This window comes from Loktanella sp. 3ANDIMAR09, assembly GCF_001420005.1.
Taxonomy (GTDB): Bacteria; Pseudomonadota; Alphaproteobacteria; order Rhodobacterales; family Rhodobacteraceae; genus Loktanella.
The window spans coordinates 121,905-148,699 of sequence record NZ_LJAK01000008.1 but is presented as its reverse complement, the minus strand read 5'-3'; the positions used below and the strand labels follow the sequence as shown (position 1 = coordinate 148,699).

Below are 26,795 nucleotides of genomic sequence, written 5' to 3'. Positions count from 1 at the left end.
CGGTGACGGGCACCGCAGGCCGCAGGATGCCGGTGGCATCGAGGCGCGCGCGCTGGCCGGTGGCGGCGCGGGCTCGTTGCGTGCCTGTTGTGCGGATCTGGTAGGCTGTTTCCTGAGAGAACCGCTTGCTCGCCTCGACCAGCCCCCGAATACGACCAAAAGAAAGCGGCCCGCCGATCGGTTCACTGCCCCAAAAGTCGCTGTCGGCCTCGAAAATAAGCCGATGTGTATTGGGTGCGGCCGGCGGGTCTTCTGCGTACCAGGGGATGATCTCAGCGGTCACGCCTGCCAGAGACAAAGCAAGCCTGACACCGCTGTCGTAACCCTTGGCCTCGTGCAACGCCCAGGCGTTTGCGACGATATCGCGGACACGGGCCTCCGAAAGGTTCGGGGTGATGAACTCCTCGACGGAATACTCAGCAATCAGCGCGGGCAAAGCGCTTGCCGGGCAAGCATAGGCGTCCTGGACGACAAATCGGGAAAGGTCCTGATCCGCATGCAAACGCGCCAGCGACTGCAGAAAGCCCTGATCACGCCTGCCTTGTATCGGGGCGGGGCTGATCGCACGCAGCTCGTCATCTGAAACGGCCAAGGTCATGGCTGAACCGTCACGGTCGCAGGGCCTGCGAGCGCGCCGTCACGAAACGCATCGGGGGCGACCTGTCGGTAGGCCAGCCCCAGCACATCAGCTTCGATCACCCCGTCGATCTTCTTGGCAGCGGCAATCAGATCTGACGGGATCACCTGCCCGCCCAGCGATAGACGCCAGTCGTCCAGCAGTCGGACCACTTCAGCCTCGGCCGGGGCGGTCGCCTCGGGCTTGGACACAACAAGGGTCAGATCGAAGGTAAAGGCGTCTGATGTCGGTGAAGCAACCTGGATATCGTCACCCTGAGGTGTGCGATCATCCGCCAGATAGGCCAACAATGAAGCCTTGTCCTGAGCGCCGATTTCCGGACCGTCTGACATGAGAGGTACGATACGGATCACGCCAGGCGTCGGTCGATCGACATTGACGTCGATGACACGGGCGTCCCAGTCACGCACAACGGCCTGATAGCCTGCCCGCGACCCACCGCGGCTGATCTTTTCCCAGGCTTGAGCGATCCGAACCCGATAGGCTGCGTCCGGCTCGGCTGCGACCCCACCAGATGGATCCGATGTCAGGACGGCCCGCGTCAACTCGGGCAGCGGATCGACGAGGCTGCCCTGGTCCCCTTCGCTAAGCTGATCTGAAAGCGGCCCCGGGACTTCGGCGATCAGGTCCACGTCGACAGTTTCGCTGCCAGCTTCCGCCAAGGTGGAAACCGCGACGACAAAACGGACGTTGCCGAACTGGATTCGCGTTCCAGCCGGGATGGCACGATTGGCGGTAAACACGCCGTTCCCGCTGAGCTGGCCACTGGCGACGGATGCCGAAGCAGGTTGGCGTAGCGTTGCCCGTCCCGCCCCGATCTCGTCCAGCCTGTTACCAGTGGCAAAAGCGAGCATGTTCTGCTGGATCGCGAATTGCTCTTCGGCACCACGCACGGACAGCATGTAGGCGATGACCTCCAGGATGTAGGTCTCCACCTGAGACGGCGCGAGAATGCGGCCGGTGGCTTGTTCGTATTTCTGAGTGGCCGCGCGAAGCAACTGCTCCGCGTCCGTTGTCACGAACTGCGGCGCGCCGACAGCTGCAACGACTTCAATGGGGTGGCGATCAGACATCGATGGTCACCTCTGTCGTCACAAATGCCTCAGCGACATCAGCACGCGGTCGCCATGCGATCGTCACGACAACCTTTTCGAACCCCGAAAAGTCTGCGGTCAGACTGTCGACGACGACGCGCGGCACATCACGCTCGAGGCAGGCACGCATCGCAGCGCCCAAAAATAGGTGCCGCACGCCGGATGGCCGGTCGCGGAATGCTGACAAGTCCAGGCCACGCTCTGGCGACAAGGGACACGACCCGGGTCGCGTCATCAACGCATGCCTGATCGATTGCTCGAGATCGCGCACGTCCGTCACGATCCGGCCGTCAGCCAGATCGCTTGAACCTGCGTCCATCTGCCAATGCAGATTTGTGATTTGATCGCGTTGCAGCATGCGCCATCGATACGCGCGCGCGGGCTTACCGGCTAACTGACCTGTCAGTCCCCGGTCTGGCCAACGCCATTGATCGTGGTGCCTTGCAAAGTGGTCTGACCGCTTACTGTCAGGTCTCCGTCGATCGCGACATTGCCCTTGAATGTTAGCGTCTGGCCGACGATGCGCAAATCGGCACCGGCCGCATTGCTCAGCGTCAACGTTCCGGTCGTCTCGTCATAGCTGATTGCCGTTCCATCGCCAAACACCATCGTCCAGGTGGTGTCGGCGTCGGCAGGCGGCGGATCGGCCTGGGAATAGATCGCACCGAGGACCACGCCGGTCTCGGCCAGGTCATCCATGACCACGCGCACGAGATTGCCGGGTCGCGGCCGGTTGAACGCCTGCGCACCCTTTGTCTCTGCCGCCAGCACATCAAGCCAAGGTGATGTGATCCCCTCGTCTTCAAACAGCACGCGGACCTGGCCCGCGCGCCCTTCTTGAACAATGCCGGTTCGCAGACGCATCACAGCCCCCGTATCTGGACGGTCGTGGTGTACCCGTCCGCCATGACGTGCTCTGCTGAGGTCACGAGGTAGCGCCCCGCAAATTCGCCCAGGGTCGGCCCGAGCAGAAGGACCTGTCCCGCGACGAGGTACGGCTCACCAACCACGGTCAACCGCCCACGCGTCCAGTCGTCGTTGGCACGCAAAAGACGCGCAAGGCAAAGGCGGTCCGCCTGCGCCTGCGTTTCCACCTTGTCATCGAGGATCAAACGATCGCCGGACTGAACCCTGGGGTCGCTTGCCTCGGCCGTAATTGTCGTGCGCGTAGCGGTATCGACGTATGTCAGCGTTGCAGACTTATAAAGACGCGCGGAAGACCGATCGATCTCCAAGTCGAGAAAGGCCTGATCCGACACATCGAACGAATAGGCCGGCTCCTGCGCGTCGATCGCGCGGCGATCAGCGAACACGAGCGTGTCACCCTTCGCATTGCAGTAGCAGCCCCAGTCCTCGGCCAAACGAAGCAGGAAGGCGAGATCATCCGTCTTGCTTTGGGTCACCCGCCTGAACGTGACATTCGGGACGGGCCCCAAAACCTGCATCCCGTGCCGGTTCGCGATGCGATCAACGATCTGTTGCAGACTGATTTCATCGAAGGCCTCACTGCGCGCGGTTCGCATGTCCTGCGAGGTGAACGCGCTCAGACCTCGGAACGCTGCGGTATCCCCGCCAGCACCGAGCTGGATCGACCTTTCGTCTATTCTGTAGAGCCCACAGGCGGCTTGGCCCGCTGGGTCATCCAGATACCCGATCCGCGCGGACACTTCGGTGCCTTCGATCGGCCCCAGGCCGCTACGCCAGCGCCCGTCAGGATCAGCAAGGGCAAACTCGATATCATCGACCTCACCATGATGAACGTCACGATACTGGAACCGCGTGACAGTCGCACCCAGCGGAAACCCGGCAAGTGTGATCGCCACCGTCGGCTGTCGGGCACTCATGCGCGCCAGGGCGGAACGCTGACAGGTGCCGCCTCCTCTTGCAGAACAGGCACGATGACGCGCATGCCCTTCTTCAGAACCAGCGGGGTCGGGCCAGGCGAAATCAGCTGCGGATTGGCGGCCAGGATGACATGCATCTTGCGGGCGTCGTTATAGAATTGCTGGGCGAGTGTATCCCAACGCTCCCCGCCTTCACAGATGTGCTCAAAATAAGCCATCAGCGCCTCACGAACGGGCTGATCAGCGCCCGAGCAAACGTTGCTGCGATACCCTGACCTGAGATTGCGCTGGACGCCTCGACCAAATCGACGCTCACCTCTGCACGTACGATCCGGCCAGCGGGTGACGTCTTGCGGCGCTCGATAGTCATCTGCTCGATCAGGTAGCCACCAACGGACAGATTGCCCAGAGAGAGGAAGAGCTGAAGAACCGTCCGAACCTGACGTGCCGATCTCAGTCTGTTGATTTCGGCCTCCACATCGCAAAACGTTTCGTCGAGAAAAAACCGAAGGCTGCGTGTTCTGTTGTCGTCTCCGAGATCTTGCAGGATCGGAGTGCCACGGACAGGGTTGTGGCGGACGATGCGCGCACGCTCCGTATCGCTTTGCCCAACCGGCCCGGTCAGCGGATCAAATCCAATCGGTGTATCGCCCAGCAAGCCCAACATCAGCTTGCCATCCGGCGCCGATGCGCGCGTGCCTGCTCCTGGCGGAGCCTGGTCAACAACCGATCTTGCATTTCAGCCTCCATCGCCTCGATCTCTGCCCTTACGGCTGCGGGCGTATCGCTCTTGATGTTGAAAGTCGGGCTGTAGCTGATGGCTGGGCCCGTCGTGCTACCGCCTCCCGAAACAGGCCTCGCGCGAGGTGTCGCTGCACTCGCCATGGCGACGCGAGTGCGCGCATTGTCAACGATCGCTCCGTTGGCGGGCGCTCGGAAAATTTCCGGGCCACGCTCACCAACCAGGTAATTCAGCCCCTTGGTTACAGGTCCCCCATTGGCACGTGCGCCTGCAATGGCTGGTCCGACGACTGAAACGCGCGGGCCTGGCATCGCAGGACCGGACACGGTCACCCGTGCGCTGGCAGCAGCGGGCAAGGTCGTGCGGATCACGTCGCCCATTATTTCCGCGGCTGCGCGGATTACCCCGACCTGCGACAAGAGGCCGGCCGCCAGTGACTGACCGATCCGTGCGCCATCAGAGCTGAGATCGACCGCAGCCGCGCCGGCCTCGATGCCGCGATAGGCATCGCCAACAACCTGCAGCGTACGCTGTGCCGCCTGGTCAAGCTGGGGAAGTCGGTCGCGCAGTGCGTCGGCCGCCTCGGCCGCGCCAGCCAAAGAGCTGACATCTGTCACCACTGCCTTTGGAAGCCCGGCCACGTCGGCAAGCATGTCGCGCATTTGCCCGGCTCGGCGTTGCCATTCGCCGCCGCCAGCGCGGCCTGCAGTCTCTAGCTGCGCCATTGCCGTCGTGGCGTCGATCGCCCCGGCCTGCAAGCGCTCGATGATCGCCGCGCCCTCGGCCCAAGCGCCAAAGCTGCCAAGCCCCGCACCTTGCGCCTTGTTGCGCAGCCTTTCCATCGGGTCTGTTTCGAACCAACCGCCCAGGTCAGGCGGGTCAGGCAGAATATCGGCCCAATTGAAATCAGGTAGCAACGACCGCCAATTGATGTTCGTCAGGAACCCCACGGCGTTGTCCCAGGCGCTGCGCAATCCGCCCAGCAAACGAGACCAGGGAATGGATGGCACCATGTTCCATAGGGCGACAGCCTTGGCCGTAACCCAAGCCTCCATCCGGCCCCACGCGGCAGCAGGATCCCCGATGAGGTCTGCCCAATCGATACCTCTCAGAAAATCCCATGTCAGCGTCAGACCTGCAACAAGCGCTTGGATACACCCCCAGGCTTCTTGAAGTCGGGTCGCCCCAATCTTGGCCAGCCAGTCGATACCAGGGATCGCGCTCAGGACAGACCCGATGCGCCCTGGCAAATCAGCAACCCAATTGATGGCTCCTGCGATCGCTTCGCCAACGCTGACACCCCAGTCTCGCCAGGTCTCGGCATTGGCGTCAATCGGCCCGAGCAGGTTCGTAAACCAGCCCCAAAGTCGCTTGGCTCCGTCGACGATAGGCGAAAGCAGACCGGACACCGGCGCAAAGGCAATGTTCATGCCCTCGCCAATACCAATGAAGAATTCCTTCAGCCCTGACCAGTTGTTGTAAATCCACGTGCCGGCCATCGCGATACCGACAATGATCGCACCAATACCAGTCGAGATCACAGCCAGGCGCAGAGCGAAAAGTGCGCCGCGCACGAGGTTCATCGGATTAAGCAGTCCGAGCAAAACAGATCCAAACCGCAGTGCACCATGCGCGAGACCGGCAAAGCTGAGACCGGCAAGATAGCGCACTGCCATGGCAGCGCCCGCACCGATCTGGAACAACCCCAGCGCTGTTCGCATGAGCGTACCGTGCAGGATGATCGCCGCGATCCCAAGGGCGAGATTGCGGTATCCACCCATCGCGTCGGCTGCGGATTGCACCATGGGCACCAGTGCGACCCAAGCGCCATACGCCCATTTGGCAAAAGCCTCCATGACCTTGAATCCTGACAGGATTGCACCCGCGACCTGCTCTGCCCAAAGCTGCATGTCGCCGCTCTGAAACTTGATGTCGAGCCAGTCTAGAAAGCCGCGCAGCCTAGACTTCATGTGGTCGAAGACACCCGCATCAGCGATCATTCGCCTGAAGCGGGTCCACTGGTCCATGAGGTTGGAGATGATGCCGTCCCAGGTGCGACTGATTTTTTCGGTGGCACCCGCGCTGCGCTCACCCATCCCGTCGATGAGCAGCGCGATCGCATCACGCCCGAGCTCACCAGCAGACATCATCTTCTGGATTTGTTCAGTGCTCTTGCCCAACTTGTCAGAGAGGATGTCATAAACCGGGATGCCCTTTTCCATGAGCATCGTCGCGCTTTCGCCTTGCAACTTGCCAAGCGTCTGCGCCTTCCCCAAGGCCAAGATCTGCGTCGACAGCATCTCGGTGCCCTGGCCGGCCGCGTTCATCGTATCCAGCAACGCCACCATCGATCCGTTTGTCGGATCGAGACCGAAATTGCGCATCTGCGCATAGGCCTGAACAACCTCGGCCAGTTCAAGGTTCGTGCCGGCCGCGAAGTTTTCGATCCAGGACATGGCCTCCTTGCCCTTGGCCGGGGAACCCTCCAGAGTTTCAAGCTGGATTGCATATTTCTCGAATTCCGCTGCAGGTCCGATGATCGCGGCTGCAGCGCCGGATGCAGCCGCACTGATGCCCGCAAAGGCCGCAGTCGCCAATCCTGCAGCTCCTGCGATGTTGCGCGCCCCGCTTCCCATCATGCTGCCAGACCTGCGCAAGCCTGCAATCTGGCGATCAATAACGCGATTTGTGCGCTCGATCCCGGACCGAAGGCCCGCCTGCGCCCGCTTGCCCGCGTCGACGGCCCGGGTCCACCCGCGCTGCGCGCGCGCACCGCGGTCAGAACCGCGCGCCGCGTCATTGCCCGCACGCGCACCTTCCCGACCAAGCAGGCGCTGGAGCCGCATGAGCTGGCGCATGGGCCGCGATGCGCGGTCCAGCACCTCAAAGATCATTTCGACCTTACGGCTCATCTGTTGCGGCTCCTTGCGTTTTCGACAGCATCCTGCTTCGCCTCGGCAATCATGTCGTCCAGCTCACGCCGAACCTCTACGAGCCAGGCAAATTCGTCCTCACCCATCGCGTTCAACTGGTCGTGGTCGAACCCTTTTTCGACCAGGTAAACGTGGTCGATGGGCGAGGTCAGTATTGGGGGGGCGACCGGTCGGCCTCGTCGTCATCGGAGGCGCGGCCGGGATTGTTGCCCTCAAACAGCAGGTCCAGCAGCTTGGCGGTGTCCCCCATCGGAAACTGGTCAAAGTCCGCCAGGGTGATTGTCTGCCCGTCGAAGCGACAGATGTTGATAGCAAGGATGCCACCAGCCTTCCCACTGTCGCCCTTGGAAAGCCGCTGCGCCTTCATCAGCTGGCCGTGACTGCGGAATTTGGGAAACGTGACCGTGATGCCGGTCTGGGGCAGGACACAGGTTTCATCGCCGTCGCGCGCTGCCTTGTAGGCGCGCAACTTGGCCACAACGTCACCTGCGGTTGTTGTCGCAGGCGACTGCGGTCTCGTTTCGTCGAAGCGGTCGGGGTCAGTCATTTGTCATCTCCGGGGGCGCGTGTGAGGTTGCGGGGCACCCGGACACCCCCACGACAGGCACCCCGCGATCCAGTTGTGCCCGCTTCAGCGATCACAGGCTGGATGAAGGGTCTGACACCATCAAAAAAGGCCGCACCCAGGGGATGCGGCCTCGAAGTTGGCGGGCGGGCGTACGCCCGCGCACTGGCAGTTTATCAGTCTGGCCAGACGTTGCGGCCACCGACCTTGTGGATGTTGGCGATCAGGTCGATCTCCACCAGGGGCGTCTGCTCGGTATAGATCCGCTGCAGAAAGGACGTGGCCACGGCCGGGATGGTCAGCTTGCGCGGATCCTTGCGCTTGAGCTGGCTGGCCTCGTTGTTCACCGGGCGAACGCGGCAAACTGTGACCAGCTTCGTCGACCGCGTGCGGTCCAGACCCTCTGGCCCAAAGACGTCCAGCGGTTCATGAAACTGCATGAGCACGGACGCTGTCGGGTCGTAGGACCATTTCATGATTTCCGGCTCGGGGTACATGAGCTCGATGGTCATATCGAGCGCGGACAACCCACGGGCCGGCAGCTTCAACACACCGACAGAGCCAAGCGTTTCATGCTCGATCTGCGTGGTCTCAAGGTTCGGAATATCGACCGTGGCAGAGACGCCGACGAGGCCTTCCTCGCCGAAATACACCTCGGCGTCAGTGATTTGGGTATGGCGCAGCATGGCGTTCTCCTCAGGCGGCGGACAGGCCGAGCGGGTTGCCCAGCAGGTTGATGTCGATTTCGCGGCGCACTTGAATGTGCTCCATGATCCCGATCGGAGCGTAGTCCAGATCGAAGGCAAAGCGGCCCTGGGCCACAGATGCATTCGTCGTGAACGTCCGGTCGAACCGGAACGTGCCGTCAGAGATCGCGGGGTCGTTGCCTGCCATCTTGGACTTCAGATAGGCGTTTGCGCCTTCCTCGATGGCTTCGATCCGCGCAGGGCTGCCAGGCTTGTCCTTGAACTCTTCCAGATACAGCGTCAGCGCCTCGGTCAGCACATCCTCGGTCAGCTGCGCATGCATGAAACTGCGCAGATCTGTTGACGCAGGGTGGGCAGACGATCGGTTGCCAGAGGTGTGCAGACCTTTTCCGAACCGACTTTCGACGGTTGCGTATCCCGCATCGCGCATCACAAACGGATCGCTGTCGGCCTGGCCGGGAATGTAGATCACGTCCAGCTCGGCCTCTTCGATGCCGTAAATTGGCTGATTGGACGGCGAATGATGCCAGCCCAATTCCTGGATGGTGCGCATCCAGACACCGGCAAAGGTGGACGAGTATGGCACCAGGACAGTCTGCTCGGCATTGGCAGGATCACTCATGCGCATGCGCGGCCATAGCGGTGTGATCCGGGTGCTGTCGAACTGGAAGTTGAACGCACCATCGGGACCACGCGCCTCGATCGCAGCTTGCAGTGACGTGGCGGCCGGCGCGTTGAGCAGCGTCCGCGCGCCTGTCTTGACGCAGAGTGTCGTCAAGGCGGCACGAACACCGACGCCTGCGCTGAACCCGGGCACATCGACGATCTTGGCAAAGCTGCCGAACCGGTTGAACAGCGTCAGGCCGACCTGCAGACCGGTGGCCCGGCCATCGGCCGTAAATCCACCAATGATGTCAGCGGCCGTCACGTCGGCATGTGTCGCATGGGTGTCCGGATCGAAGACATTGACGGCGTAGATCCGGCCAATGCCCTTCGGACCTGCTTCAGCAATGACCTGGGCCAGTGCCGTCGGCAGCGTGAAATCAGCGACGCGCGGGCCGTAGGCTGCGATCGCATCCTCAAGGTTGCGGATCAACACCGGCTGATTGATGTGCGCAGCCCTGTCGGCCGGGTCAGCGTGTACGTCGCCGACCGGCGCCGTACCGACCAGCAGCAGGGTCGCCGCCCGGCTTTCGGAGACGGTGATCCCGCCAACCGTGTCATCGATAAATTCGATCCCGTAAAAACGACCTGCCATCAGGCGTCCTCCCCGTCATTGGATGCGGCAGTCTTGGACTTGCCAGTGTTGGATTTCGGCGCGGCTTTGGCGGGCTTCAGATGCCCGGCCGCGACCATGCCTGCGACCAGCGTGTTGTCGTCAGGCAAATCGACGTCCTCGCCTGGTGTAAGCTGGATTTCCCGCCAGTCGGGAACGGTGGCCCCCGCTACGGTACGGTTTCCCATGCGGACCTCGATAAGATCGACAGGCCCGGAATACGTGTAGGTCGCCATCAGGCACTCTCCCTTGAAAAATCAGTCATCAGCGGTGCCAAAGGTTGGCGGTGTTGAACCACGACCGGCACTGCCAGGCGCAGCTCGAGGATGTAGGTGCGTCGCGCGGCCTTCTGATCGATCAGCCCATCGCGGACGAGATCGATGTCACCGCCGAGGATTTCTTGGCCCTGCAGTTCAAGCCTCAGGTTTTCGATGTCCTTGACCGGGCGCGATCCACCTGCCGCAGTCGCGTTGTAGATCAGATGGATCACGAATGACGCGGTGCGCAGCTGCGTCGCGGCTCCGGTGCCGTCCGTCGGCGCATAGGTCGATCCGCGATACTGCAGCAGAGCGATGCGGCCATGCATTGCATCGTCGAACTTGTCGGCATCTTCCGGAAAGATATCGACGAAGAATGTCGCATCGAGCGCTTCCTTCATCATGGCCTGAAGCGCATCTTCCATTCGCTCGATCTGCGTCTTTGGCAGGACATCGGTCATTTCAGAAACGCCTCGGCAAGTGGGGCTGCTGTCAACGGGCCACCTGAAATCCGCACACTGTCAGATGCGGCTTCGACTGGCAGCAGGCCACCATCGCGCGGATCAGTCAGATCGATCTTTCCGGACGCGATATCGCGCAAGCTATGGAGCGCGGCCTTGTAGCGCTCCTCGACCGTTTCGGTCATCTGCCCGGACACGCCTGCCTGGTTTCGCAAGCGGTAGCGGACGATGTCCTCCGCCAGACCGTTCAGCAATGCCGGCATGTCAGCGGGATCTGCGATCTGCGCGATCCATGGGTTACGGGCCACCACATATCCCGCCACCAGACTGTCAGCGTACTTGATGGCGCGGCCGATAGCCGCCTCGTCGATCGACCGGCCCTCTGGCGTGTTCCAGTCGCCGGTTCCGGCAATCTGCAACAGCTCATCCTCGCCAAAAGTGGCGATCAGTCCTGCGATATCGACGAAGCGGCCCATCAGGCTGTTGTCGCCGTGTTGCGATCTTGCGCGGCCTTGACGTCATCGTCCGTCACGACGAAGCCAAGCGTGGCCTCAAGCGCTTTGAGCGTATCGGCACGCGGCAAGCCATCCTTTTTGAAGGCGTCCTCACCGAGGGGCGCAACAGCCGTGGCGATGGCGTCCAGGCGGACCTGGTCGGGGTCGTCACCCGATCCGGACCCGTTTTGGGACTGGCCACCATCGCCAGCTGCTGCAGCGGAGCCGCCAGACCCCGGCTGCGCGGGACCGATTGCACCCATGGCGACAAGGCGCTTGGCCTCTGCGCCATCGATCTCGATCGGTTGCCCCGCCTCGGTGCGTTCGCCATTCAGACGTACGCGTCTCAGTGTCTCATACATCGCCATCAGCCCACGACCCCCTGCAGCAGGTAACCGCCCTCGGCACCGGCCAGCACGGGCTGCCAGTCCTCGGTCACGGGGTAGACCCACGACTTGCGGTTACGCTCGTGATAGGGCTGCTCGACGACGGGCGAGCCCTTCAGGCGGTAGGTGTAGCCGAATGCCGGAACCATGTAGTTCCGGGTCGGCGGCGTATAGGACAGGATCGCATCACCACCCCAGACGTCCCGGGCTTCTGCGTCGTCGGACGCGTCGTCGTCCAGCACGACCGCATCGCCGACAATTACACGCTCGATGTTGAAGTACCGCGCCAACATCTCGACGGTGATGCTGTCAGCGCTGGTGTACTTGAACTGCTCGCGGATCCGCGGGTGATCGCATGCAGCACGGAAGGCATCGGCCGACAGTGTCAGTTGGTTGGCGCGGCGTCCGATCTTGCGCCGGATCGTCCCCTGGGCATCGTCGATTTGCTGCTTGGGATTGCTGGCCTCATCGGTCCACTTGTCGGTCCCGGCCACCGCCTCTGTGTTGGTGCCGTAGTTGGACGGATCGCGGACCAGATCGGCGATTTCAACCTCGCGACCCAGTGCGATGATGTCCTGAACGGTCTCGACAGCGTGGCGGCCGAGGTCGATACCGGGCACCTGACGCGCTTCCTCTGCGGTCTCGGCAGGAACGAGGCCCTCGAGACTGTCCTGGATCAGCGCGATCGGATCGGATGCATAGCCGAAGGATACGCGCGTGGTCTCTGCACCAGGTGCGCGCCGGGTGGCGGCGCGACGGAAGCTGTCTTTGTTGAAGCGAATGACGCGACCGCCACGCTGCGCGATATCGACGTAAGGCAGGATCAAGTGCCCGATCATGCCGGCATTGGTATAGCCCCGGGCATGTTGCGACAGGATCGGGTCAATGACGCGGGCCTGGGCGGAATTCATATTGCGGGTCATCTCGACCTCCTTAGCGGATCAGGACGCGGACGCGCTGGTCCGGTCCGGTGGTTGCGGTCAAAGCGGTGCCGAACGGCGCAGCTCCACCAGAAACAGGCCGTGCGGCCGCGTTCGAGCTGACCTCTGCGCCAGCGGCAATCGCGCCACCGGAAACCAGGTCAACCACGCCGATCGCGGTGATCGGAAAGTCACCGCCAATACTGGCGTCCATATCCGCGACGCCTTTGACGGGCGTGTCAGCGCCAGCCGGTGCGTCATTGAACCCAATCAGCTGGCGCTCGGTGACCGGCGCTGTGGCCGTCCCCGTCAGCACAAGCGTGCGGATGCTTCCCATTACTGCGCCCATGATCAGGCTCCTTTTTCTTGAACGGCGATGGCAGCTTCGGCGAAGCTGATATTGGGGTTTTCGGCGTGATAGGCGCGCGCCTTTGCAAACAGCTCCATGCTGTCAGCATCAACCTCGTACCCATCGGGTGCGGAAAATGCGGGGCCACGCGCGCCGACACCGGGGTCAGCACCCAGATCAGTTTGACCATCCGGCAGAGCGGTTGGCGCAGATGATAGCAAGTCACGCAGCAGCTGGCGTGGTGCGACAGAGCGGGTTTCGCCGCCATCGGCAAAGGAGAGTTCCTCTGCGTCGGCAGGGATCGCACCCAGCAAAGCAACCAACCGGTCGCGGGATCCGGCAGCCACGTGGCCATCCCCGACCAGCGCATCGGCAAAGGCGGCATTTTCGGTTTCGGCCAATGCGCGCTCACGCGCGGCCAGGCGCTGCTCGCGCGCCGTCAGATCGGAGTTGGACACGTCGTCCTCCTTTGAAGTGAATGCAGGGGCCTGGGGCTTGGCGGTGGAAGCTGGTTGCGACCAGGTCACCGGTGGCTCACGGCGGACCGCTGGCCTTGACGGTGCGGCAAAGGCGTTGTCGGCAGGACCATCGCTTTCGGCCGCATCGTCGATCCAGTCGACGTACCACTTGTCGACAGCCTTATCGGCATCCTCGATCCCGAACTTGTCGATGATCCACTCGCGAAGCGACCGGAACACGCGCGCCGTGTCCTTCAGCCCATAGTCAGTGAATGCCGGACCAGAGAGCGCGATTTCGATCGTGCCTTCGTCATCCCCGTCGGAAAATTCGACAGGTGCCAGACCGGATACGGCTGGTGCCGCCCCACCCAGAAACCCGATGTGACGTGGGTAGTAGGTGCCCGGCTTGGGATTGTTCGGCGCATCCGGCGCGAAAAGCTTCATCGATACCTTCTTGTATCGTCCTTCCGTCACAGCGGACACAAAGCTGGGGGCAAGGTTGTCCAGCTCAGCGACGAGGATGCCGCGATCGTCCACCTCGAAACCACTCGCCCAGCCGAAAGCGGGATCATCGTGGGTCGGGTGCCCGACAACAACAGGCGCAGGCGCGGTCGTGGCATCGTAGGCGCCGGCGATTGCAGTGACGTCCGCCTCGGAAAACGCGTAGCTGCGCCCGTCCATTGCGGTGAAGGTCCCGGCACGAAACACTTCGATCCGTCGTTTTTGCGCGATAGGCTTGGTCATTACATCGTTGTCTCCCTGGCGCATCAGCTTGCGTTGGTGCTCTCATGGGACTTGACTACGGGACGGCACGACACTGCCCTACCTGACGGGTCATAAGGTGAAATTGCGCCGCCCGTGCGCCGCGTGCATGGGGTCGCGCGCGCAATGGGGCCGCAGGGCGATTTTAACGGTGGGTTAACGCACCATCAGCCCTCAGGCTGAACACAGGTGGCCTACAGAGCACTTTTGCGCTCAGCGGGCGAATTTTGGGGGTCATGGGTTTTCGAGCCAGTCGATCAGCTCTTCTTGCAGAATTTCCAGATCCTGGTCATCGAAGCCGAGGAACGGTCGCGCGGGAATTTCGACCTTCTTGCCGCGCCCGGCTTTGCCACCGAACTGGTGGATCGCGGCGTAGTCTGCCACGGCCCCATCGGTTCCAATCGTAAACCCCCTGCCGTCCGTCCGGTACGTAATCGATCCCGCCAAGTCGCCGCGCGCGCTCAGGATGCGAATTGGGATCAACCCATCCTTCTCCCGCTTTTCGATCGTGACTGGAGACAACGGCGTCCAGGGCCTGCGGCCCGGCCCCTCTTGGTCAACAAACCGGTCCCGCACGCGCTCTTGCTGATCAATGGCAAGGGCCGCCATAAGTGGCTGCGCATCCTCCAAGGCGTTCAAACGGCGCTGCATGTCGCGTGTCAGCGCCACGTCGTCAATCGTCCAGCTCAGTTGTGCTCCTGCCATATTGTCTACTTCCTTTCTAAGCGCAGGCGCTTTAACGTTTCAGGATCAGTTCGCAGAGTAGCCTACCGAAGCAAGGCCAATCTCCTCTGCGAGCGCGGTGCAGGGCGTCGGTGTCCCTGTGCTATTCACTGGGTCGCCTGTACAGCAAGGCACCATGCCGCTGCCTGTCGATATATGCCTGGCGTGCAGTGGCACTTCGACCGTCGGTCGGCAGTGCCGTTGTCGCCGACCAGCCATCCTTGCCTCGCGTGAACAAGAGCATGGAGCCCATTTCTCCGTCCCAGCGTAAATAGTTGCGATACAATCGCCAGCTGCCACCTTGCGTTTGCGCCCAGAACATCCAGATCTCATCAGGGTCGACCAGGGTTTCCGCAAGGCGCGCCATCTGGACCTCGCGCCCACGCTTCTTGATCTTCCAGGCACCTGTTGACGTCTTGAACAAGTCTTCGCTGACGGGAATGGCTGCACCGGTCGTGTCCCGGAAAGTAGCACCGCCATTTGGGCCGACCTGCGCACCAAATCTGCGCAGAAATGCATCGGCATAAACTGCCTCATCGAGCCCGGGTTCAAGCAAAGGCGCATCCAATGGCTTTGAGATGTCGGACAGATCGTCGAGTGCCGCACGCGGTCTCTGATAACCTGCCAGCTCGAGAGGCTTTTGCAATTCCTTCGGGACAACCCCTTTGTACCAGGATGCGCCGGGGGCATAGTCCCAGCCGAGATCTATGCCTTCAGGCATTTCGATTACTGCATCCGTCAGTGGATCCCGTACTTTCTTGGAGTTCAGCTTTGGCGCGGGATCCGGACCCTCTTTTCCAATCCGCTTCAACCCCTTTTCACTGACCGTTCTCACACCGCACGTGCACCCCCAGCCGTTGGGTGGATAGATGGTGTCCCAAATCGGATCATCACCGCGCAGCAGCAATCCATCGAGCGCCTCATGTGCAGGTCGGCCGACCTGCGGCGTACGAATGTCACCGTGCACATATCGCCAGTATGGCCGACGCTTCAGCATTTCGGGATCGCGCATTTGCGCCCAGCGGCCGGCCGCCCGCGCTGTTTTCAAATTGGTCTCGTAAATTGTCCGGGCACGCCAACCCAGTTCGCCCGAATGAGACCACCCGGCCCGCTGCACAATTGATGCAAAGGACGCCTTGAAGGCGTCGAACCCACCGCCGCCATCCATCGCCCGGTCCAGTGCCGCGCGAATATCCTCGACCAGTGCAAGGTCATCCGCGCCGGCCACCACAAACGCGCGATCATGAGCGGACCGCAGATAGTCGGCCGCAGATTGAGACGGCAGCGAAACCTTTTGGCGAAAGAACGCGAGTGCTTCATCGAATGGAACAGTGCCCAATGTCGGCTCAGCGAGTGCAACACCATCCTCTGCATCCGCTTCATCGATAACCTCGGCCCGCCCCATCAGTTCGGCCAACGCCAGCGCGTCTCCAAAAAGCGAGACATGCTGCGGGACGCGAACCTGACCTGCAAACGCAAGTAAGTCGGCGATCAAGGCCTCGGCATCGTCTGCCTTGTCGACCAATCGCTCCAGCTGGCTGACACGCTGCGACACTGTCTCCTGGACAGCTTGCAAGACAACTGCGGTCAGATCGTCTACGTCAGCTGCGACGGCATCCGCGAAAGCCGGATCATCGGAGTTTTTTTTTGAGCCTCCGTATCTGTCGCGACTGCCCGGACGGGCCCGCCAAGGATTTCGGCAGCCATACCTTCGGGATCTGCCGGTTCAAAGCCGCTGGCACGTGCCGCATCCAGCGCGGCAAACTCGGCCGTGCGCCGCACCGCGCGCTTTTCGAGGACAGCCTCTTCAGCCATCTCATTCGACATCCGCGGCCGCCAGACCGTAGGCAACGCAGCACCTGGGTAATTGGCATCGACAAGCCATCGAATGACACTGCCATTCAGCGTACCGCTCAGCAGATCCGCATCACCATCAACCAATACATCCAAGATGCTCGCGTGGGTCTCAGAAGCCGCGCGTGCGCCGACATCACCCATTTCCGTCGTCAGCGTCTCACCCAGCACCGCCTTGCTGATCTCGCTGTTCTGGAACTTGGCAAAGCTGTCGTAGTCACCCGATCCACTTCGCTGACTTTCGAACGTGTCCAGCTCGGTGCCCAATGGGATCGTGATCGAGCTGCTGCCAGAGATCGCGGACAACGTGTTCATGAGGCGATCAACCTCGGCAGCACCAGCGCCCTGGACGTGCTTGCCAACGGGAATGGGCGATGCAAAGCGCTCCATGTAGCGCATCCAGAACGCGAGGCCCTGCCGTTTGAACTGGACAGGCCAGAACAGCTTCGCGCCGAGGCCAATGCCGTAGGGGTTATTTCCCTTCACCCCGAAGCGGTGAACGATGAACTTTCGCTCTGGCAGGCGTTCACCCATCATCTGAAAGGTTGTCACAAGGCGCGGCTTCCAATTCAGGTCAAACACGAAGCGACGTTGCTCGAGACTGACAATCCGATCGAGCGTCTTGTGGCGGCCGTCCTTGCGGTAAACAGCCTCTCCAACCGCGAAGCCTTTTAGTGTGGCATCCAGCAATGATTTGCAGACGTCGTCGAAATCGATCCCGGCCAGCACGTCCTCGATAAACTCGGCAGCCTGGATGTCGATCGCCGCTTCGCCACCTGGCTTCACGATCCACTCGCGCGCGACCAGTTGCGCCTTGCGCTTGGTTAGCACGGCAAAAGCATGCGGATCCCGCTCGATCTCGTCGTAAAACTTCAGCGCCTGGATGCCGCCACGCGACATCAGCACATCGTCCAGCGGCGTTAGCACGTCTGTGAAGAAAGGAATGGTGATATCGTTCAGCGCGGTCGCGTACTGACCCATCCGCAATGTCGCGGCTTTCTGTTCGTCGGTCTGCTGAAGCTCTGTGCCTGCGGTGTCCGCCATGGTCTGATCCTCAGGATTTCACAGGCTGAGAGCGCAGGATCACATCCCGCCGCCCAACGCCGTTTGGACGCGACACGATGCCATCATCTTCAGCACGCTCGATAAGCCGAGCAGCAAGATTGTAGCGGATCATCAGCTTGTTTTGCAGGTGACTGGTCGAGGCCTTGCCAGTTGTCACAAGCAATCCGACCGCGCGCTGATAGAGAGCCTCACGATCCTCTTGGGGCTCTTCCGTCACTTCATCTGCGCTGAAGCCGACGATGCTGGCCTCACCCGCATTCACCATCACGCCAAGGCCATGCTGATCTTTCAACAGAACGGCAACAGGGCCCAGTGCGGCAGTCAAGCTGCCGACGAGGTTCAGCGCATTCACGCCCAACGCATTCAGTTTCTGTTCATCCAGTGCGCCATCGGTATCGGCGCGACCAGAGGTCAGTGCTACAATTTTCATGGGTGCTGTCCTTAGTTGCTCGGCCCAAGCCGGATGCCTGACGCATCGCAGGCCTGGCTGCCGTAGGTGAGTGAAAGCGTCCAGAGCATCTCCAGACAGTCGGGGCCGTCATCGTGGGCTGCAGTCGGGAACTGCTGCAGCTGATCGATCAATGTGCGGTGTGCGGAATGGAATCGGATCAGGCCCGCCGACACGGGCGGCTGTAGTCGCTCGATGCGCAGCAGCTTGTCCGCGATCGGCACAACAGGGATGCAAGGCATCGCCACACCCGCGACTGCTGCGCGTTTCATCAGCTCGGTGCGAAAAAACTCCTGGAACTGAACAGCCTCGACCGCCCATAGCTGGCAGCCGTGTTCGCGCTGTAGAGCAATGGCATCCGAGACGATGATGTCTGGCAGCCGTTTGCGGATCGATGCCTCGACCACGTCCAACCGACCTTCGATCCGATCGAACCCACCCACGAGGATAGCGCTCGGGTCGCGGCCAGCACCGGCACGGCCCAGGGACGGGTCGATCGCACCGAACAGGAGCCAGTCGCGCTGCTTGACGACCCAGTAGCACAGGTCGCGGAATGACCCGCCCGTGATCGGGTTTCCCTGGTATTCGCTCTCAAACGCCGCATGGTCGCCCGCGCGCTCTTTCATCAGGTAAAGCAACGGGTGCAGCTGCGGCCAGTTGATGACCGCACCCAACGCCATCTCGGCCGCATTCTGAGCGTAGAACTCCTCGGACGCAGGCTCATCGTTCAGGTACAGCTCTTCCCAGCGGTCCCACAGGTCCATGCGGTCTGGCCAGCGCACCAAGGCTTGGTAACGCGACACTTTCCAGCCAGGTTTGTTGGCGTAGCGGATGATGACCGCATCATGGTGCAGCACCGTGCCGGCATACAGGCAGTCCATCGTTCCATCGGTCGGGCCCAGCTTCAGAACCGCCTTCGCGATCCAGTTTTCCAGCTTGTCACGCTGCTTGGGGCTTTCGACGTTCTCGTCGTTTTCGACATCGTCGAGTACGACGAGGTCGGGACGATATGGTCCGTGACGACGGCCACGGATCTTCTTGCCAGTGCCAAACGCCTCGAACTTGACGTTTCCGCGGGTGACGATCACGCCCTCACGCCACATATGACCGACACCGCAACCATCGGGAAAGTCATAGGCCAGGCGCGGGTTGAACTGCAGCTCGGCCTTCACCGCCTCGATCATGACCGCTGCCTGCTCGAAGGCATCCATGATCAGACATACGTAGTGCTTGCGCTCTGTCAGGGCCGCCCAAAGCGGGGCCAGCATCGACACATGGCTGGACTTTGCAGATCCGCGCGGCGCAATGACCAGGCGCTTTTCGCCGACATCAGACGTCAGCATTGCGGGCAGGTCACGGTAAAGGTCCAGGTGCAACAGCGATGGATCGTGCGTCAGGTAGTGGGGGAAATAGGTTTCGCAGAAATAGCGATATCCGGTTTCGGGATCCTGCACGCGCGCGACGCGGGCCGCGCGCGCGGCTGCGTCGATCGGGAACGCATCGACCTCCAGTTCGATCTTGCGCCGAAAGCTCGCTGCAATCTGCGCGATACTGTCGAGAAAGGCTTCGGTCTTCATTCGGACAGATCCCGGCTCAGCGCCAAGGCAAACGGCTCCAATACCTCTTCGAACGCCTGTCCATGATGCGGGAACCGCTCGCGGATGAAATCGGCCAGCCGCTGGATCACGTCAGTCGCCACGGCCAGCGCTGACAGCTTGGGCGACGCGCGACCTGCAGCGCCCATCATCTTGTTGAAAGCATCCGCCAGGCTGGCCATCAGCTTCACGCGGTCCTCAGGCTTCATGTCCTCGTTCGTGCGCAGCTGAGACATCGTGGTCTGAAACATCTCGGCAAAACCTTCGACGGCGTCAGACACCATTTTCTCGTGGCCCTGACCTGCCATGACGGCAGCCGATCGCGCGACATCCCAGTCGTCACCCTCTTGCAGCGCCGCTTTTTTCCAGCGCGATGCGGTCGCGCGTGACACGCCAAGTTGCTGTGCGATCACGACCAGCGACAGACGCGACTGCACGAACATGGTGCGGGCCTTTGCGCGGGTCTGGGCGGGTTTCATTTGTCGATGTCCTTCAGCTGATCGTCGAGGGTCGCAATCCGGTCGAGCGCGATTTGCAGTTCATCGGCCCCGCGCTGAAACGCGGCAGCCTGTTTTTGGTCCGGTGTTCCGTCGAGGTGCCGCGCCCAGGACCGCAGCTCGTGCAGCACCTGGCGCGCGGTGCGCATCAATCCGGCGCAGGAGACGTGACGCTGCCGCCTTCCTCCTGCAGATACCGCGTCACGATCGTGCCCATTGTCTGATCGTTGGCCTGCTTGATGTACGCGATAGCGTCCGGGACAGACTGGCGCGCATGCGCAATTGCCGACGCCTTCAGCAGTTCAAGTCCAGCGGATGGGCTCTCCCGCAAGGTTGCACGAAGGCCAGAAATCAAAGCCTCATGAAGTGCCACCTGGTGGGCGCGCGAGATCTCCATCCCCGTGCGCCTGCGAAACTCGTTCGCGGCTTTGGCAATGTATGTGGTCAGGATCGCACCAAGTGCAGCGATGACGACAGGCTCCAGGACGGCCCAGAGGTTCAGCAGGAAGCTCATTGGCCTTGCCCTCCGGCTTCAAAGAGGCGCTGCTTCAACAGATACCCCTCGAGCCCCCAAATCTTTTCTCGCGCATCGGAATACGCAATCCGACGCCCGATCTCGGCATCAAAGTTCTCGGGCGATGCGCAAGCCGCCTCACCGATGACCGAGAAGCCATTCTTTAGCGATAGGCAGCAAACGGTCTTCTGCGTTCCGGGGAATACGTGATAGTCCACCCCGGCGATCGCACTGTCGATCAGATCAGGCGTCAGGCGCGCAGCGTTCAGTCCGCGCTCAACGATTGCCGCTTCGATTTCAGTTTCTGATTTTGACACGGTCACCCCTCCCTCAAGCCCGGTCATGGCGCGCAACAAGCGCCTTCAGATCATCCAGGAGGCCCCGCGAGACGTCTGGGCTTGGCGAGGCACCGGCTTGCGCCAGCCCATCGTTTGAGGCCTGCGCCAGCACGTCATCCCACCAGGCGGTGGCATTAAAGCCTGGGCACTGTGTTGCCGCACCGGGCATATCGCGATGCCCACGGACGACTGCGCCCGGAAACCGCTCCAGCAGGTCTGCAATCAAACCGGCCATTGCGTCTTTCTGAGCGTCGGTACGGCTGTCATACCCCAGGTTCATTGCCCCGCGGCGAACCCCGCCCTCGTAGCAAATGCCAATGCTGCTGTCGTTTTCGCCAAAGGAATGTGCGCCCTGCTCGAACCGGCCCGCCTGGGATAGGTCGCGGCCGGTTTCGATCGTGCCGTCCTTACGGATGAAATAGTGGTATCCGATTTCCTTGTAGCCGCGCGCGCGGTGCATCTGATCGATGTCGGCCGCGGTGAAATCACTCTCGATCGGCGTTGCGCTGTAGTGGATCACGATTGCCGTCACACGGCTGTCGAGAAGGTAGGTCATTCGGGCGCTCCAGATGGGTTTGGTCCCATCCGGTATCGCGCGCGCAAGGGTCAGCTGCTGGATGACCCTTCAGTCATTGGTCGTCGAGGAATGACAATTGTCGTGGATCAGCGCTCGCACTGACCTTGGGCAAGCCCGCTTCATGAATTCGGCGAAAAACCTGCCGTTCGCTGATACCAAGCCGGATAGCCACCTCCCGTACTGGTAGACTGCGCCCCAGCAATGACGTGATCTCGTCCAGTTCGACCTGCCCGGCATGAGGCTTCGAGATGTAGATCCGCTCGCCGCCAAAGTGCGCCATCAGCGCCGCGACCGCTTCGTCCGTCAATTTCATCAGGACGTGGTCATCATCAGGCATCGCCCTCGGAATATAGAGGGTCAGCCCCGACAGGATAGATGCCATCTCGTCGGCAACATCCTTACCACACTCGCGCACGACCTCAGCCATGTCGCCACGGTATTCGACCTTGCGGCTCATGGCCGGTTCCGTTCGTTGTGGATGTGGGGTTGCGCGAACATGCGCAGGCCGCGCCACATGATTTTGAACTGGGTGAAGTTGCCGCGCTCATCTGGACTGATCGCGCGCCAGAACCGATGCAGCTCCATGCGCTCACGATGGCGGGCCCAGCCGTCCGCATCCAGATCCACGGCCCTGGGAAACTCGGCGGGTGGCTGAGTCATGATGCGTATGGCACGTTTGGCTTCTTCGCTTTGCAGATCATGATCGGTCATGGCTTCTGCACCTCCGCCAGCTTGGCCTTCAGCGCGGCCAGTTCAGCGAGCGTGTCCTTATGACGATCGACCAGAGCGCTAAGTTCATCTTCGACTTCATTCAGGTCGGCTTGATATCCTTCGCACTGCTCGCATTCATCGACCGCTAGCCCTGAAGACGGTGCGTGCAGTGGCGCACCGAACGGGACACACCAAACGACCGTGCCAACCAGTTCGTCGCCAATCTTCAATTCGGAGCTTTCGTTGATTTCGATATCACGCATCTCTCTTCTCCTGACGCTGCATGGCCTTTAGAGCCTCGATCACGGGGTGGGCCTCTGCGGCCGTCAGCCACTCCGGATCGGCCTTGCCGGTCCGCGCCTCGACAAAGGCCAGCAGGCTCGACCGCTCAGGGTTGCGCCAAATGCCTTTGCGTTTCAGCTCACCCCAAAGGGCAAAAATGTAGCGGACATGACTTTTCTCGCTGGCTTTGCGGTACCGGCCGGCTGGGGGGCGCGCGGCAAAGCCCAGGCGCTTGAGCTCATTGATAACCGCCCGACGCTGATCGTCATTCAAACGGGCCGAGCTGCGCTGACCGGTGACGCGCTCCAGCAGATCGCGGTAGTCGTCATCGTCCATCGCCAATTGCTGACGTCCGATGTGAATTTGGGCTTGAAGGGGGTTCCGTGCCATGCGCTCAGTCCCGGCACCGAACGCATTTGGGATCAAAATCCGTCGATGCATTCATGAAGTTTTTTCCGCAATCCGTGCAAACGGCCGGTTCCGCCTGCGATGGTGGTATGCCCATGCGCACGGGCCCGCGGCCAAGCACATCAGCAGGTAGCTCTCTGTCGCGCATCTCGCGCAGCGCCGCCTGGATCGGCAGCACATCGGGTTTTGACGCAGGAACCAGCGCAGTGCTCGGTTCGGCTGATTGTGAGGCAACAGCTGGCGCAATGTCGCCCAGGAGGCGTGCGCGCGCAGGCAAGTCCAGCGCCTCGAGTTCGAAACGGCGCGCTTTGACCTCTGCCCCGCTCAGGAAACCCGCGACACCGCGTCGGCTGAACCCCATGCTCTCGGCGATATCGCTGGGGGCCTCACCTGCAATTCTGCGTATCAGGAACGTATCGCGCTGTGCGGCGGTAAACGATTTAACAGACGGAAGCTCTCCCGGTGTATCACGCTGCGGGGTCGGCTGCTGCTGCTCTGCCGGTACGATGTCTTCGAGCCGCAACCTCCGTTCGGGCTGTGCTTTCTTGACCGCGGGCACATCAGAAACGATCGGAGCCGTTTCAGGCTTCGCTCTGGCAGGCTGGACGGTCTTTTGCGCAGTGGGCGCAGGCGTTTGCCCCGCCTTGAGCGCCACAAATGCTGTCGCATCGTCTGCACTTTGAAATTGTGCGATGCGAACGGGCTGCATCTGGAACACCGCATAGGTTCCGTCTGATTGCACATCGATCTGGTACATGGAGGGCCTCCTTGGGAATGGTGCGGTTCCGGGTTTGTTCCCGGAACCGCTTGCGCTCAGCCGTTCATCTTCTCCGAAAGCGCGCTGGACGGCTTGAAGGCGGCCGTCCGTTTGGCCGCGATCTCGACGGGCTCACCAGTGCGCGGATTGCGCCCCGTCCGGGCCTTGCTGTCGCGCACCTTGAAGGTGCCGAAACCGCGCAGTGTAACCTCGTCGCCTGCGACCATCGCTGACCAGATCGTATCGAGGAATGCGCCGATGTGGCGCTCGATATCGACCTTGGTGTCACCGGTCTGTTCTGCGATTTGATCGATCAGGTTCGTTTTCGTCAGTTTGTTCATTGTCGTCTCCTTGGGGTGAGGCCGGTCATGCGGCCAGGGTTGCACCAGGGTCGGTGAGGACCCCGATCGTGACGAAGCCCTCGAGGGCTTCCATCCAGACCTCTTTGGCGGTCTGGTGTTCGGTCAGTTCATGACACAGCGTCAGACAGGCCATCGCCTGTGCCAACAGGGCAGGCTCTGTCACCACCGGCCCTTGCCAGTCGAGGAAGTGGATCATCTCCGCTTCAAGCGCTGCTTGGTCAGCGATCCGTGTCAGCGTGATGTTTGGTGTGAATTCGACGCCCCATGCTCGCGCAATGGCATCATCGACGCACTTTTTGGCCTGATCGATGCAGCTGCGAACAACGCTCGGCCCCACAGGCAAGCTTTGCTGCCCGGCAAACTGAACAGCTGGTGTTGTCCAGTCACCCAAGAAGGCCTCGTGCCCGTCGTGCAGGAGCCCGGCCGCTTGTGCCATCTCGCTGCCGCCTTGCGCCTCGACCAAACCCATCACAACCAGGCTGTGTGCAGCCACCGACCACGGCACAGGCGTTCGTCCGTTAAACCGGTTGATCCTCGAAAGCGGCCCGGCAAGCTGTTCTGCGGTCAGCTCTGCAGGCTTCAACGACCACAGATCCACCACAGCACCACGCTCCACGGCCGTAATAACCGACCGCGCGATCATAGCGACCGCTCCATCTCTTCAAGCGCGTCAGCCAGATTTCGCAGGAAAGGTGCAATCCGCTCATGCGCCTCGGACCCCGAGTGCTCCATGACGACGCCCTCGATCAGCTTTTCCTGCGTAACCTCATCGACAGCCATGTTTGCGAGGATTTGGATGAGAGCGTCCGGCTTCTCCCAGAGCGCGTGAAAGATATCCTCGGGGCTGACGGAAATGTTGAGCCAGCTCATGCTGCCACCTCCCGAACGATCTGCCAGGTTGGCAGACTGATCCGCTGAATGCAGCGATGCGGGATGGCGACCGTCACTTCACTGTAGACGACGCGAACGCCTTGTTCCGTGCCCGCGTGCGTTCGCAATTGCGAACCTTCGACCGACAGTCCATCTGCCAATCGCGCTTTCGCCTCGTCCCAGCTGCCGTCAACCTCGATGATGTCAAAGTAGATTTCGTCACGGCAGCGCGCTTCGGGGATCAGGTGAACCTGAATGATGGTTTTCATGGTCATGCCCTCGCCAGATCGATGACCACAGGCTCGAACTTCGCATCATGCGAGGCGCGCTTGTAGCAACGAACGTAGGTGGTGGACCCGACCGTGCGGATCGCGTCACGGATCGCATCCATGGCACGGTTCCAGCGCGCGTCATCGATGTCGAGCTTGAGCAGCTTGAACACTTCGGCCCGATTGATCTGACCTTCCTTGTCAGTGTTGAAGGCGTTGGTGATGACACTGCGAATTTCCGGGCGGCTGTCGGCGGACCACTCGCGCAGGCATTCATCCGTCAGGCCCTTGGCGACCTGCAATTCAGGCCCGAATTCGAGGTGGTCAGATACCGCGACCTTGACCTGGTACAGACCGTCGACACTGGTGAATGTCTTGTTGCCTTTCTTTCCGCCGATCGACGCATTGTACTCCTGTGCCAGCATCGCATCGAACGCCCCGATCCGGTTGAATGTGGCTTCCTTGAAACCACTCACGGCGTCCGACAGCGTCATCGCGTCGCCCACGATCTCGCGCACCAGCTCGTCTTGCAGGAGGTGCTGCGCCTTGATGTTTTCGACAGGTGTCAGCCCGCCTTTGCCGTCGCCCATGTAGACCTTGCCATGGACCTCGATGCGGCCGTCCGGGATGGCGGGCGTGTCTTGCGGTATTGTCTGCGTCATTGGGTCAGTTCCTTTACTTTCGCTGGATTGAGAGGGCAGGTCTGACAGGCCGTCCAATGGCGCAATCTGTCAGAGCTGTTGGTGGGCATCGCGCCGATCGAGGCGCGCTTGCATTCGTCTGCGGTGATGGACCGCTTCAGGTGCGGGCAGGGCACCAGGCCGCCGAATATCTCGATCACCCGGTTTTCCACGTTCGTGGTCGGCGCCGGATACTTGCCATGCACGACAAGGCTGACAGTGGTCCGACCAAATCCCAGGCGGTCGGCTGCCTCCTGGATCGAGGTACGGATGCATTCGTCCTTCAGCTGCCGCAGCCAGTCCGGATCGTCCGGCAGGATGGCGAATTTCGGGGCGGGACGCGCGCGCTTGGCCATCATGCGTCCTCCCGTTCAGGTGCGGGTGTGAGGGGAATGTCCCGCTTAAGATTGGGATCATGAAGAACGCCCGATGCACGCCGAACGGCCGGGGCGGCAGATCCGGTGTCTTCAACCAGCGCGTATTGGCGCGGTGAGCTGCCACCGGTCACCGAGGCACGCCCCGGACGGTAGACGACCCGCACATAGCCTGCTGCCACCAGCCCCGCGATATACCCGCGAATGTTGCGCGGATTTGCTGGGCTGGCTGGCGTGCTGACAACCGTCATGATGGACGCATGGGTGAAGCGACGTTGGATACGGATCGCCTTCCAGGCGCGCTCATAGGGCAAAGGGTCGATACCGCGCCGCGGCTTTTCACGCTGACAGGTCAACATCGGATCGAGCGTCGCACCCGGGACTGCCAGGGCCCGGTGACCAGCCGCAGACAGACGATACCGCCCTCTGCCCCTGCGTATTATGAGCCCTTTGCCGACCAGCTTTCGGGCCAGCGACTGCGCGTTATCCTTGCTGAAATCATGCGCGATGCCAGGTTCATCCGCACGCACAAGCGTACACCCGGATTGCTCCATCGCGGCGATCGCCTCCAGCATGATGCGTTCCT

Annotated in this window: 40 protein-coding genes; all 40 read right to left on the bottom strand. The window is 61.5% G+C overall.

What is annotated here, in order from left to right; translation table 11 throughout:
- A partial coding sequence (locus tag AN189_RS13150) for a phage tail protein I (protein WP_056036628.1) occupies positions 1-598 on the bottom strand: 598 nt, incomplete at its 3' end.
- Entirely contained in the window at positions 595-1,710 is a 1,116-nt protein-coding gene (locus AN189_RS13145; RefSeq protein ID WP_056036627.1) for a baseplate J/gp47 family protein, read from the bottom strand. The genes AN189_RS13150 and AN189_RS13145, both read right to left, overlap by 4 nt.
- Complete coding sequence (locus AN189_RS13140; RefSeq protein ID WP_157057495.1) at positions 1,703-2,050, bottom strand: hypothetical protein; 348 nt, start codon at positions 2,048-2,050, stop codon at positions 1,703-1,705. The genes AN189_RS13145 and AN189_RS13140 overlap by 8 nt, the downstream gene beginning before the upstream one ends.
- Positions 2,051-2,133: 83 nt before the next feature.
- Positions 2,134-2,595: a phage baseplate assembly protein V gene (locus AN189_RS13135; RefSeq protein ID WP_056036622.1), complete on the bottom strand. Its 462-nt coding sequence runs from the start codon at positions 2,593-2,595 to the stop codon at positions 2,134-2,136.
- Positions 2,595-3,554: a phage late control D family protein gene (locus AN189_RS13130; RefSeq protein ID WP_172794918.1), complete on the bottom strand. Its 960-nt coding sequence runs from the start codon at positions 3,552-3,554 to the stop codon at positions 2,595-2,597. Before AN189_RS13130 ends, AN189_RS13135 begins: the two co-directional genes overlap by 1 nt.
- 17 nt (positions 3,555-3,571) lie before the next feature.
- Positions 3,572-3,793 (bottom strand): tail protein X, encoded by a 222-nt coding sequence (locus tag AN189_RS13125; RefSeq protein WP_056036618.1) that lies wholly within the window; start codon positions 3,791-3,793, stop codon positions 3,572-3,574.
- Positions 3,793-4,242: a phage tail protein gene (locus AN189_RS13120; protein WP_056036617.1), complete on the bottom strand. Its 450-nt coding sequence runs from the start codon at positions 4,240-4,242 to the stop codon at positions 3,793-3,795. Before AN189_RS13120 ends, AN189_RS13125 begins: the two co-directional genes overlap by 1 nt.
- Positions 4,242-7,211 (bottom strand): tape measure protein, encoded by a 2,970-nt coding sequence (locus AN189_RS13115; RefSeq protein ID WP_172794917.1) that lies wholly within the window; start codon positions 7,209-7,211, stop codon positions 4,242-4,244. Before AN189_RS13115 ends, AN189_RS13120 begins: the two co-directional genes overlap by 1 nt.
- A gap of 187 nt (positions 7,212-7,398) precedes the next feature.
- Positions 7,399-7,797, bottom strand: a complete 399-nt coding sequence (locus AN189_RS13110; RefSeq protein ID WP_056036612.1) for a hypothetical protein — start codon at positions 7,795-7,797, stop codon at positions 7,399-7,401.
- A 194-nt stretch (positions 7,798-7,991) separates the two neighbouring features.
- Positions 7,992-8,501: a phage major tail tube protein gene (locus AN189_RS13105; RefSeq protein ID WP_056036609.1), complete on the bottom strand. Its 510-nt coding sequence runs from the start codon at positions 8,499-8,501 to the stop codon at positions 7,992-7,994.
- Positions 8,502-8,511: 10 nt separating this feature from the next.
- A complete protein-coding gene (locus tag AN189_RS13100) occupies positions 8,512-9,780 on the bottom strand; it encodes a hypothetical protein (RefSeq protein WP_056036608.1) in 1,269 nt (422 codons plus the stop codon).
- Positions 9,780-10,034, bottom strand: coding sequence for a hypothetical protein (locus AN189_RS13095; protein WP_056036606.1), 255 nt, complete (start codon positions 10,032-10,034; stop codon positions 9,780-9,782). The genes AN189_RS13100 and AN189_RS13095 overlap by 1 nt, the downstream gene beginning before the upstream one ends.
- Positions 10,034-10,516, bottom strand: a complete 483-nt coding sequence (locus AN189_RS13090) for a Gp37 family protein (protein WP_056036603.1) — start codon at positions 10,514-10,516, stop codon at positions 10,034-10,036. The genes AN189_RS13095 and AN189_RS13090 overlap by 1 nt, the downstream gene beginning before the upstream one ends.
- Positions 10,513-10,992 (bottom strand): DUF1320 domain-containing protein, encoded by a 480-nt coding sequence (locus AN189_RS13085; RefSeq protein ID WP_056036600.1) that lies wholly within the window; start codon positions 10,990-10,992, stop codon positions 10,513-10,515. Before AN189_RS13085 ends, AN189_RS13090 begins: the two co-directional genes overlap by 4 nt.
- The gene (locus tag AN189_RS13080; protein WP_157057494.1) at positions 10,992-11,372 is read right to left on the bottom strand and encodes a hypothetical protein; all 381 of its coding nucleotides are present in this window, start codon (positions 11,370-11,372) and stop codon (positions 10,992-10,994) included. The genes AN189_RS13085 and AN189_RS13080 overlap by 1 nt, the downstream gene beginning before the upstream one ends.
- A 5-nt stretch (positions 11,373-11,377) precedes the next feature.
- A complete protein-coding gene (locus AN189_RS13075) occupies positions 11,378-12,319 on the bottom strand; it encodes a hypothetical protein (protein WP_056036596.1) in 942 nt (313 codons plus the stop codon).
- Between the two features lie 10 nt (positions 12,320-12,329).
- Complete coding sequence (locus AN189_RS13070) at positions 12,330-12,665, bottom strand: DUF2190 family protein (protein WP_157057493.1); 336 nt, start codon at positions 12,663-12,665, stop codon at positions 12,330-12,332.
- 2 nt (positions 12,666-12,667) lie between these two features.
- Entirely contained in the window at positions 12,668-13,867 is a 1,200-nt protein-coding gene (locus AN189_RS13065; protein ID WP_157057492.1) for a hypothetical protein, read from the bottom strand.
- 252 nt (positions 13,868-14,119) lie between these two features.
- Positions 14,120-14,554, bottom strand: coding sequence for a phage virion morphogenesis protein (locus AN189_RS13060; RefSeq protein WP_172794916.1), 435 nt, complete (start codon positions 14,552-14,554; stop codon positions 14,120-14,122).
- A 157-nt stretch (positions 14,555-14,711) separates the two neighbouring features.
- Complete coding sequence (locus AN189_RS13055) at positions 14,712-16,184, bottom strand: PBECR2 nuclease fold domain-containing protein (RefSeq protein ID WP_172794915.1); 1,473 nt, start codon at positions 16,182-16,184, stop codon at positions 14,712-14,714.
- Between the two features lie 20 nt (positions 16,185-16,204).
- Positions 16,205-17,506, bottom strand: coding sequence for a DUF935 family protein (locus AN189_RS13050; RefSeq protein ID WP_056036590.1), 1,302 nt, complete (start codon positions 17,504-17,506; stop codon positions 16,205-16,207).
- A gap of 10 nt (positions 17,507-17,516) precedes the next feature.
- Positions 17,517-17,957: a DNA translocase FtsK gene (locus AN189_RS13045; RefSeq protein WP_056036587.1), complete on the bottom strand. Its 441-nt coding sequence runs from the start codon at positions 17,955-17,957 to the stop codon at positions 17,517-17,519.
- Between the two features lie 11 nt (positions 17,958-17,968).
- Entirely contained in the window at positions 17,969-19,552 is a 1,584-nt protein-coding gene (gene terL / locus AN189_RS13040; RefSeq protein WP_056036585.1) for a phage terminase large subunit, read from the bottom strand.
- Positions 19,549-20,049, bottom strand: coding sequence for a DUF1804 family protein (locus AN189_RS13035; RefSeq protein WP_056036583.1), 501 nt, complete (start codon positions 20,047-20,049; stop codon positions 19,549-19,551). Before AN189_RS13035 ends, terL begins: the two co-directional genes overlap by 4 nt.
- Complete coding sequence (locus AN189_RS19175) at positions 20,046-20,216, bottom strand: hypothetical protein (RefSeq protein WP_157057491.1); 171 nt, start codon at positions 20,214-20,216, stop codon at positions 20,046-20,048. Before AN189_RS19175 ends, AN189_RS13035 begins: the two co-directional genes overlap by 4 nt.
- The gene (locus AN189_RS13030; protein ID WP_056036581.1) at positions 20,216-20,581 is read right to left on the bottom strand and encodes a hypothetical protein; all 366 of its coding nucleotides are present in this window, start codon (positions 20,579-20,581) and stop codon (positions 20,216-20,218) included. Before AN189_RS13030 ends, AN189_RS19175 begins: the two co-directional genes overlap by 1 nt.
- Complete coding sequence (locus AN189_RS13025) at positions 20,578-20,898, bottom strand: Gp49 family protein (protein WP_056036643.1); 321 nt, start codon at positions 20,896-20,898, stop codon at positions 20,578-20,580. The genes AN189_RS13030 and AN189_RS13025 overlap by 4 nt, the downstream gene beginning before the upstream one ends.
- 13 nt (positions 20,899-20,911) lie before the next feature.
- Positions 20,912-21,475: an N-acetylmuramoyl-L-alanine amidase gene (locus AN189_RS13020; RefSeq protein WP_056036579.1), complete on the bottom strand. Its 564-nt coding sequence runs from the start codon at positions 21,473-21,475 to the stop codon at positions 20,912-20,914.
- A gap of 73 nt (positions 21,476-21,548) precedes the next feature.
- Entirely contained in the window at positions 21,549-21,953 is a 405-nt protein-coding gene (locus AN189_RS13015; protein ID WP_056036577.1) for a hypothetical protein, read from the bottom strand.
- On the bottom strand, positions 21,950-22,207 hold the full coding sequence (locus AN189_RS13010; RefSeq protein ID WP_056036575.1) for a hypothetical protein: 258 nt from the start codon (positions 22,205-22,207) through the stop codon (positions 21,950-21,952). Before AN189_RS13010 ends, AN189_RS13015 begins: the two co-directional genes overlap by 4 nt.
- Positions 22,204-22,470, bottom strand: coding sequence for a hypothetical protein (locus AN189_RS13005; RefSeq protein WP_056036573.1), 267 nt, complete (start codon positions 22,468-22,470; stop codon positions 22,204-22,206). The genes AN189_RS13010 and AN189_RS13005 overlap by 4 nt, the downstream gene beginning before the upstream one ends.
- On the bottom strand, positions 22,463-22,879 hold the full coding sequence (locus AN189_RS13000; protein ID WP_056036571.1) for a gp16 family protein: 417 nt from the start codon (positions 22,877-22,879) through the stop codon (positions 22,463-22,465). Before AN189_RS13000 ends, AN189_RS13005 begins: the two co-directional genes overlap by 8 nt.
- A 4-nt stretch (positions 22,880-22,883) precedes the next feature.
- Positions 22,884-23,654: a hypothetical protein gene (locus AN189_RS12995; protein ID WP_056036569.1), complete on the bottom strand. Its 771-nt coding sequence runs from the start codon at positions 23,652-23,654 to the stop codon at positions 22,884-22,886.
- A 56-nt stretch (positions 23,655-23,710) separates the two neighbouring features.
- Positions 23,711-23,995, bottom strand: coding sequence for an HU family DNA-binding protein (locus AN189_RS12990; protein ID WP_216597743.1), 285 nt, complete (start codon positions 23,993-23,995; stop codon positions 23,711-23,713).
- 25 nt (positions 23,996-24,020) lie between these two features.
- Positions 24,021-24,659 (bottom strand): hypothetical protein, encoded by a 639-nt coding sequence (locus AN189_RS12985; protein WP_056036567.1) that lies wholly within the window; start codon positions 24,657-24,659, stop codon positions 24,021-24,023.
- On the bottom strand, positions 24,656-24,886 hold the full coding sequence (locus AN189_RS12980; RefSeq protein ID WP_056036566.1) for a hypothetical protein: 231 nt from the start codon (positions 24,884-24,886) through the stop codon (positions 24,656-24,658). Before AN189_RS12980 ends, AN189_RS12985 begins: the two co-directional genes overlap by 4 nt.
- Positions 24,883-25,155 (bottom strand): hypothetical protein, encoded by a 273-nt coding sequence (locus tag AN189_RS12975; RefSeq protein WP_056036565.1) that lies wholly within the window; start codon positions 25,153-25,155, stop codon positions 24,883-24,885. Before AN189_RS12975 ends, AN189_RS12980 begins: the two co-directional genes overlap by 4 nt.
- A gap of 2 nt (positions 25,156-25,157) precedes the next feature.
- Complete coding sequence (locus AN189_RS12970; protein ID WP_056036564.1) at positions 25,158-25,817, bottom strand: DUF3164 family protein; 660 nt, start codon at positions 25,815-25,817, stop codon at positions 25,158-25,160.
- Positions 25,814-26,194, bottom strand: coding sequence for a hypothetical protein (locus AN189_RS12965; RefSeq protein ID WP_056036563.1), 381 nt, complete (start codon positions 26,192-26,194; stop codon positions 25,814-25,816). The genes AN189_RS12970 and AN189_RS12965 overlap by 4 nt, the downstream gene beginning before the upstream one ends.
- A complete protein-coding gene (locus AN189_RS12960) occupies positions 26,191-26,784 on the bottom strand; it encodes a hypothetical protein (protein WP_157057490.1) in 594 nt (197 codons plus the stop codon). Before AN189_RS12960 ends, AN189_RS12965 begins: the two co-directional genes overlap by 4 nt.
- Between the last annotated feature and the right edge of the window lie 11 nt (positions 26,785-26,795).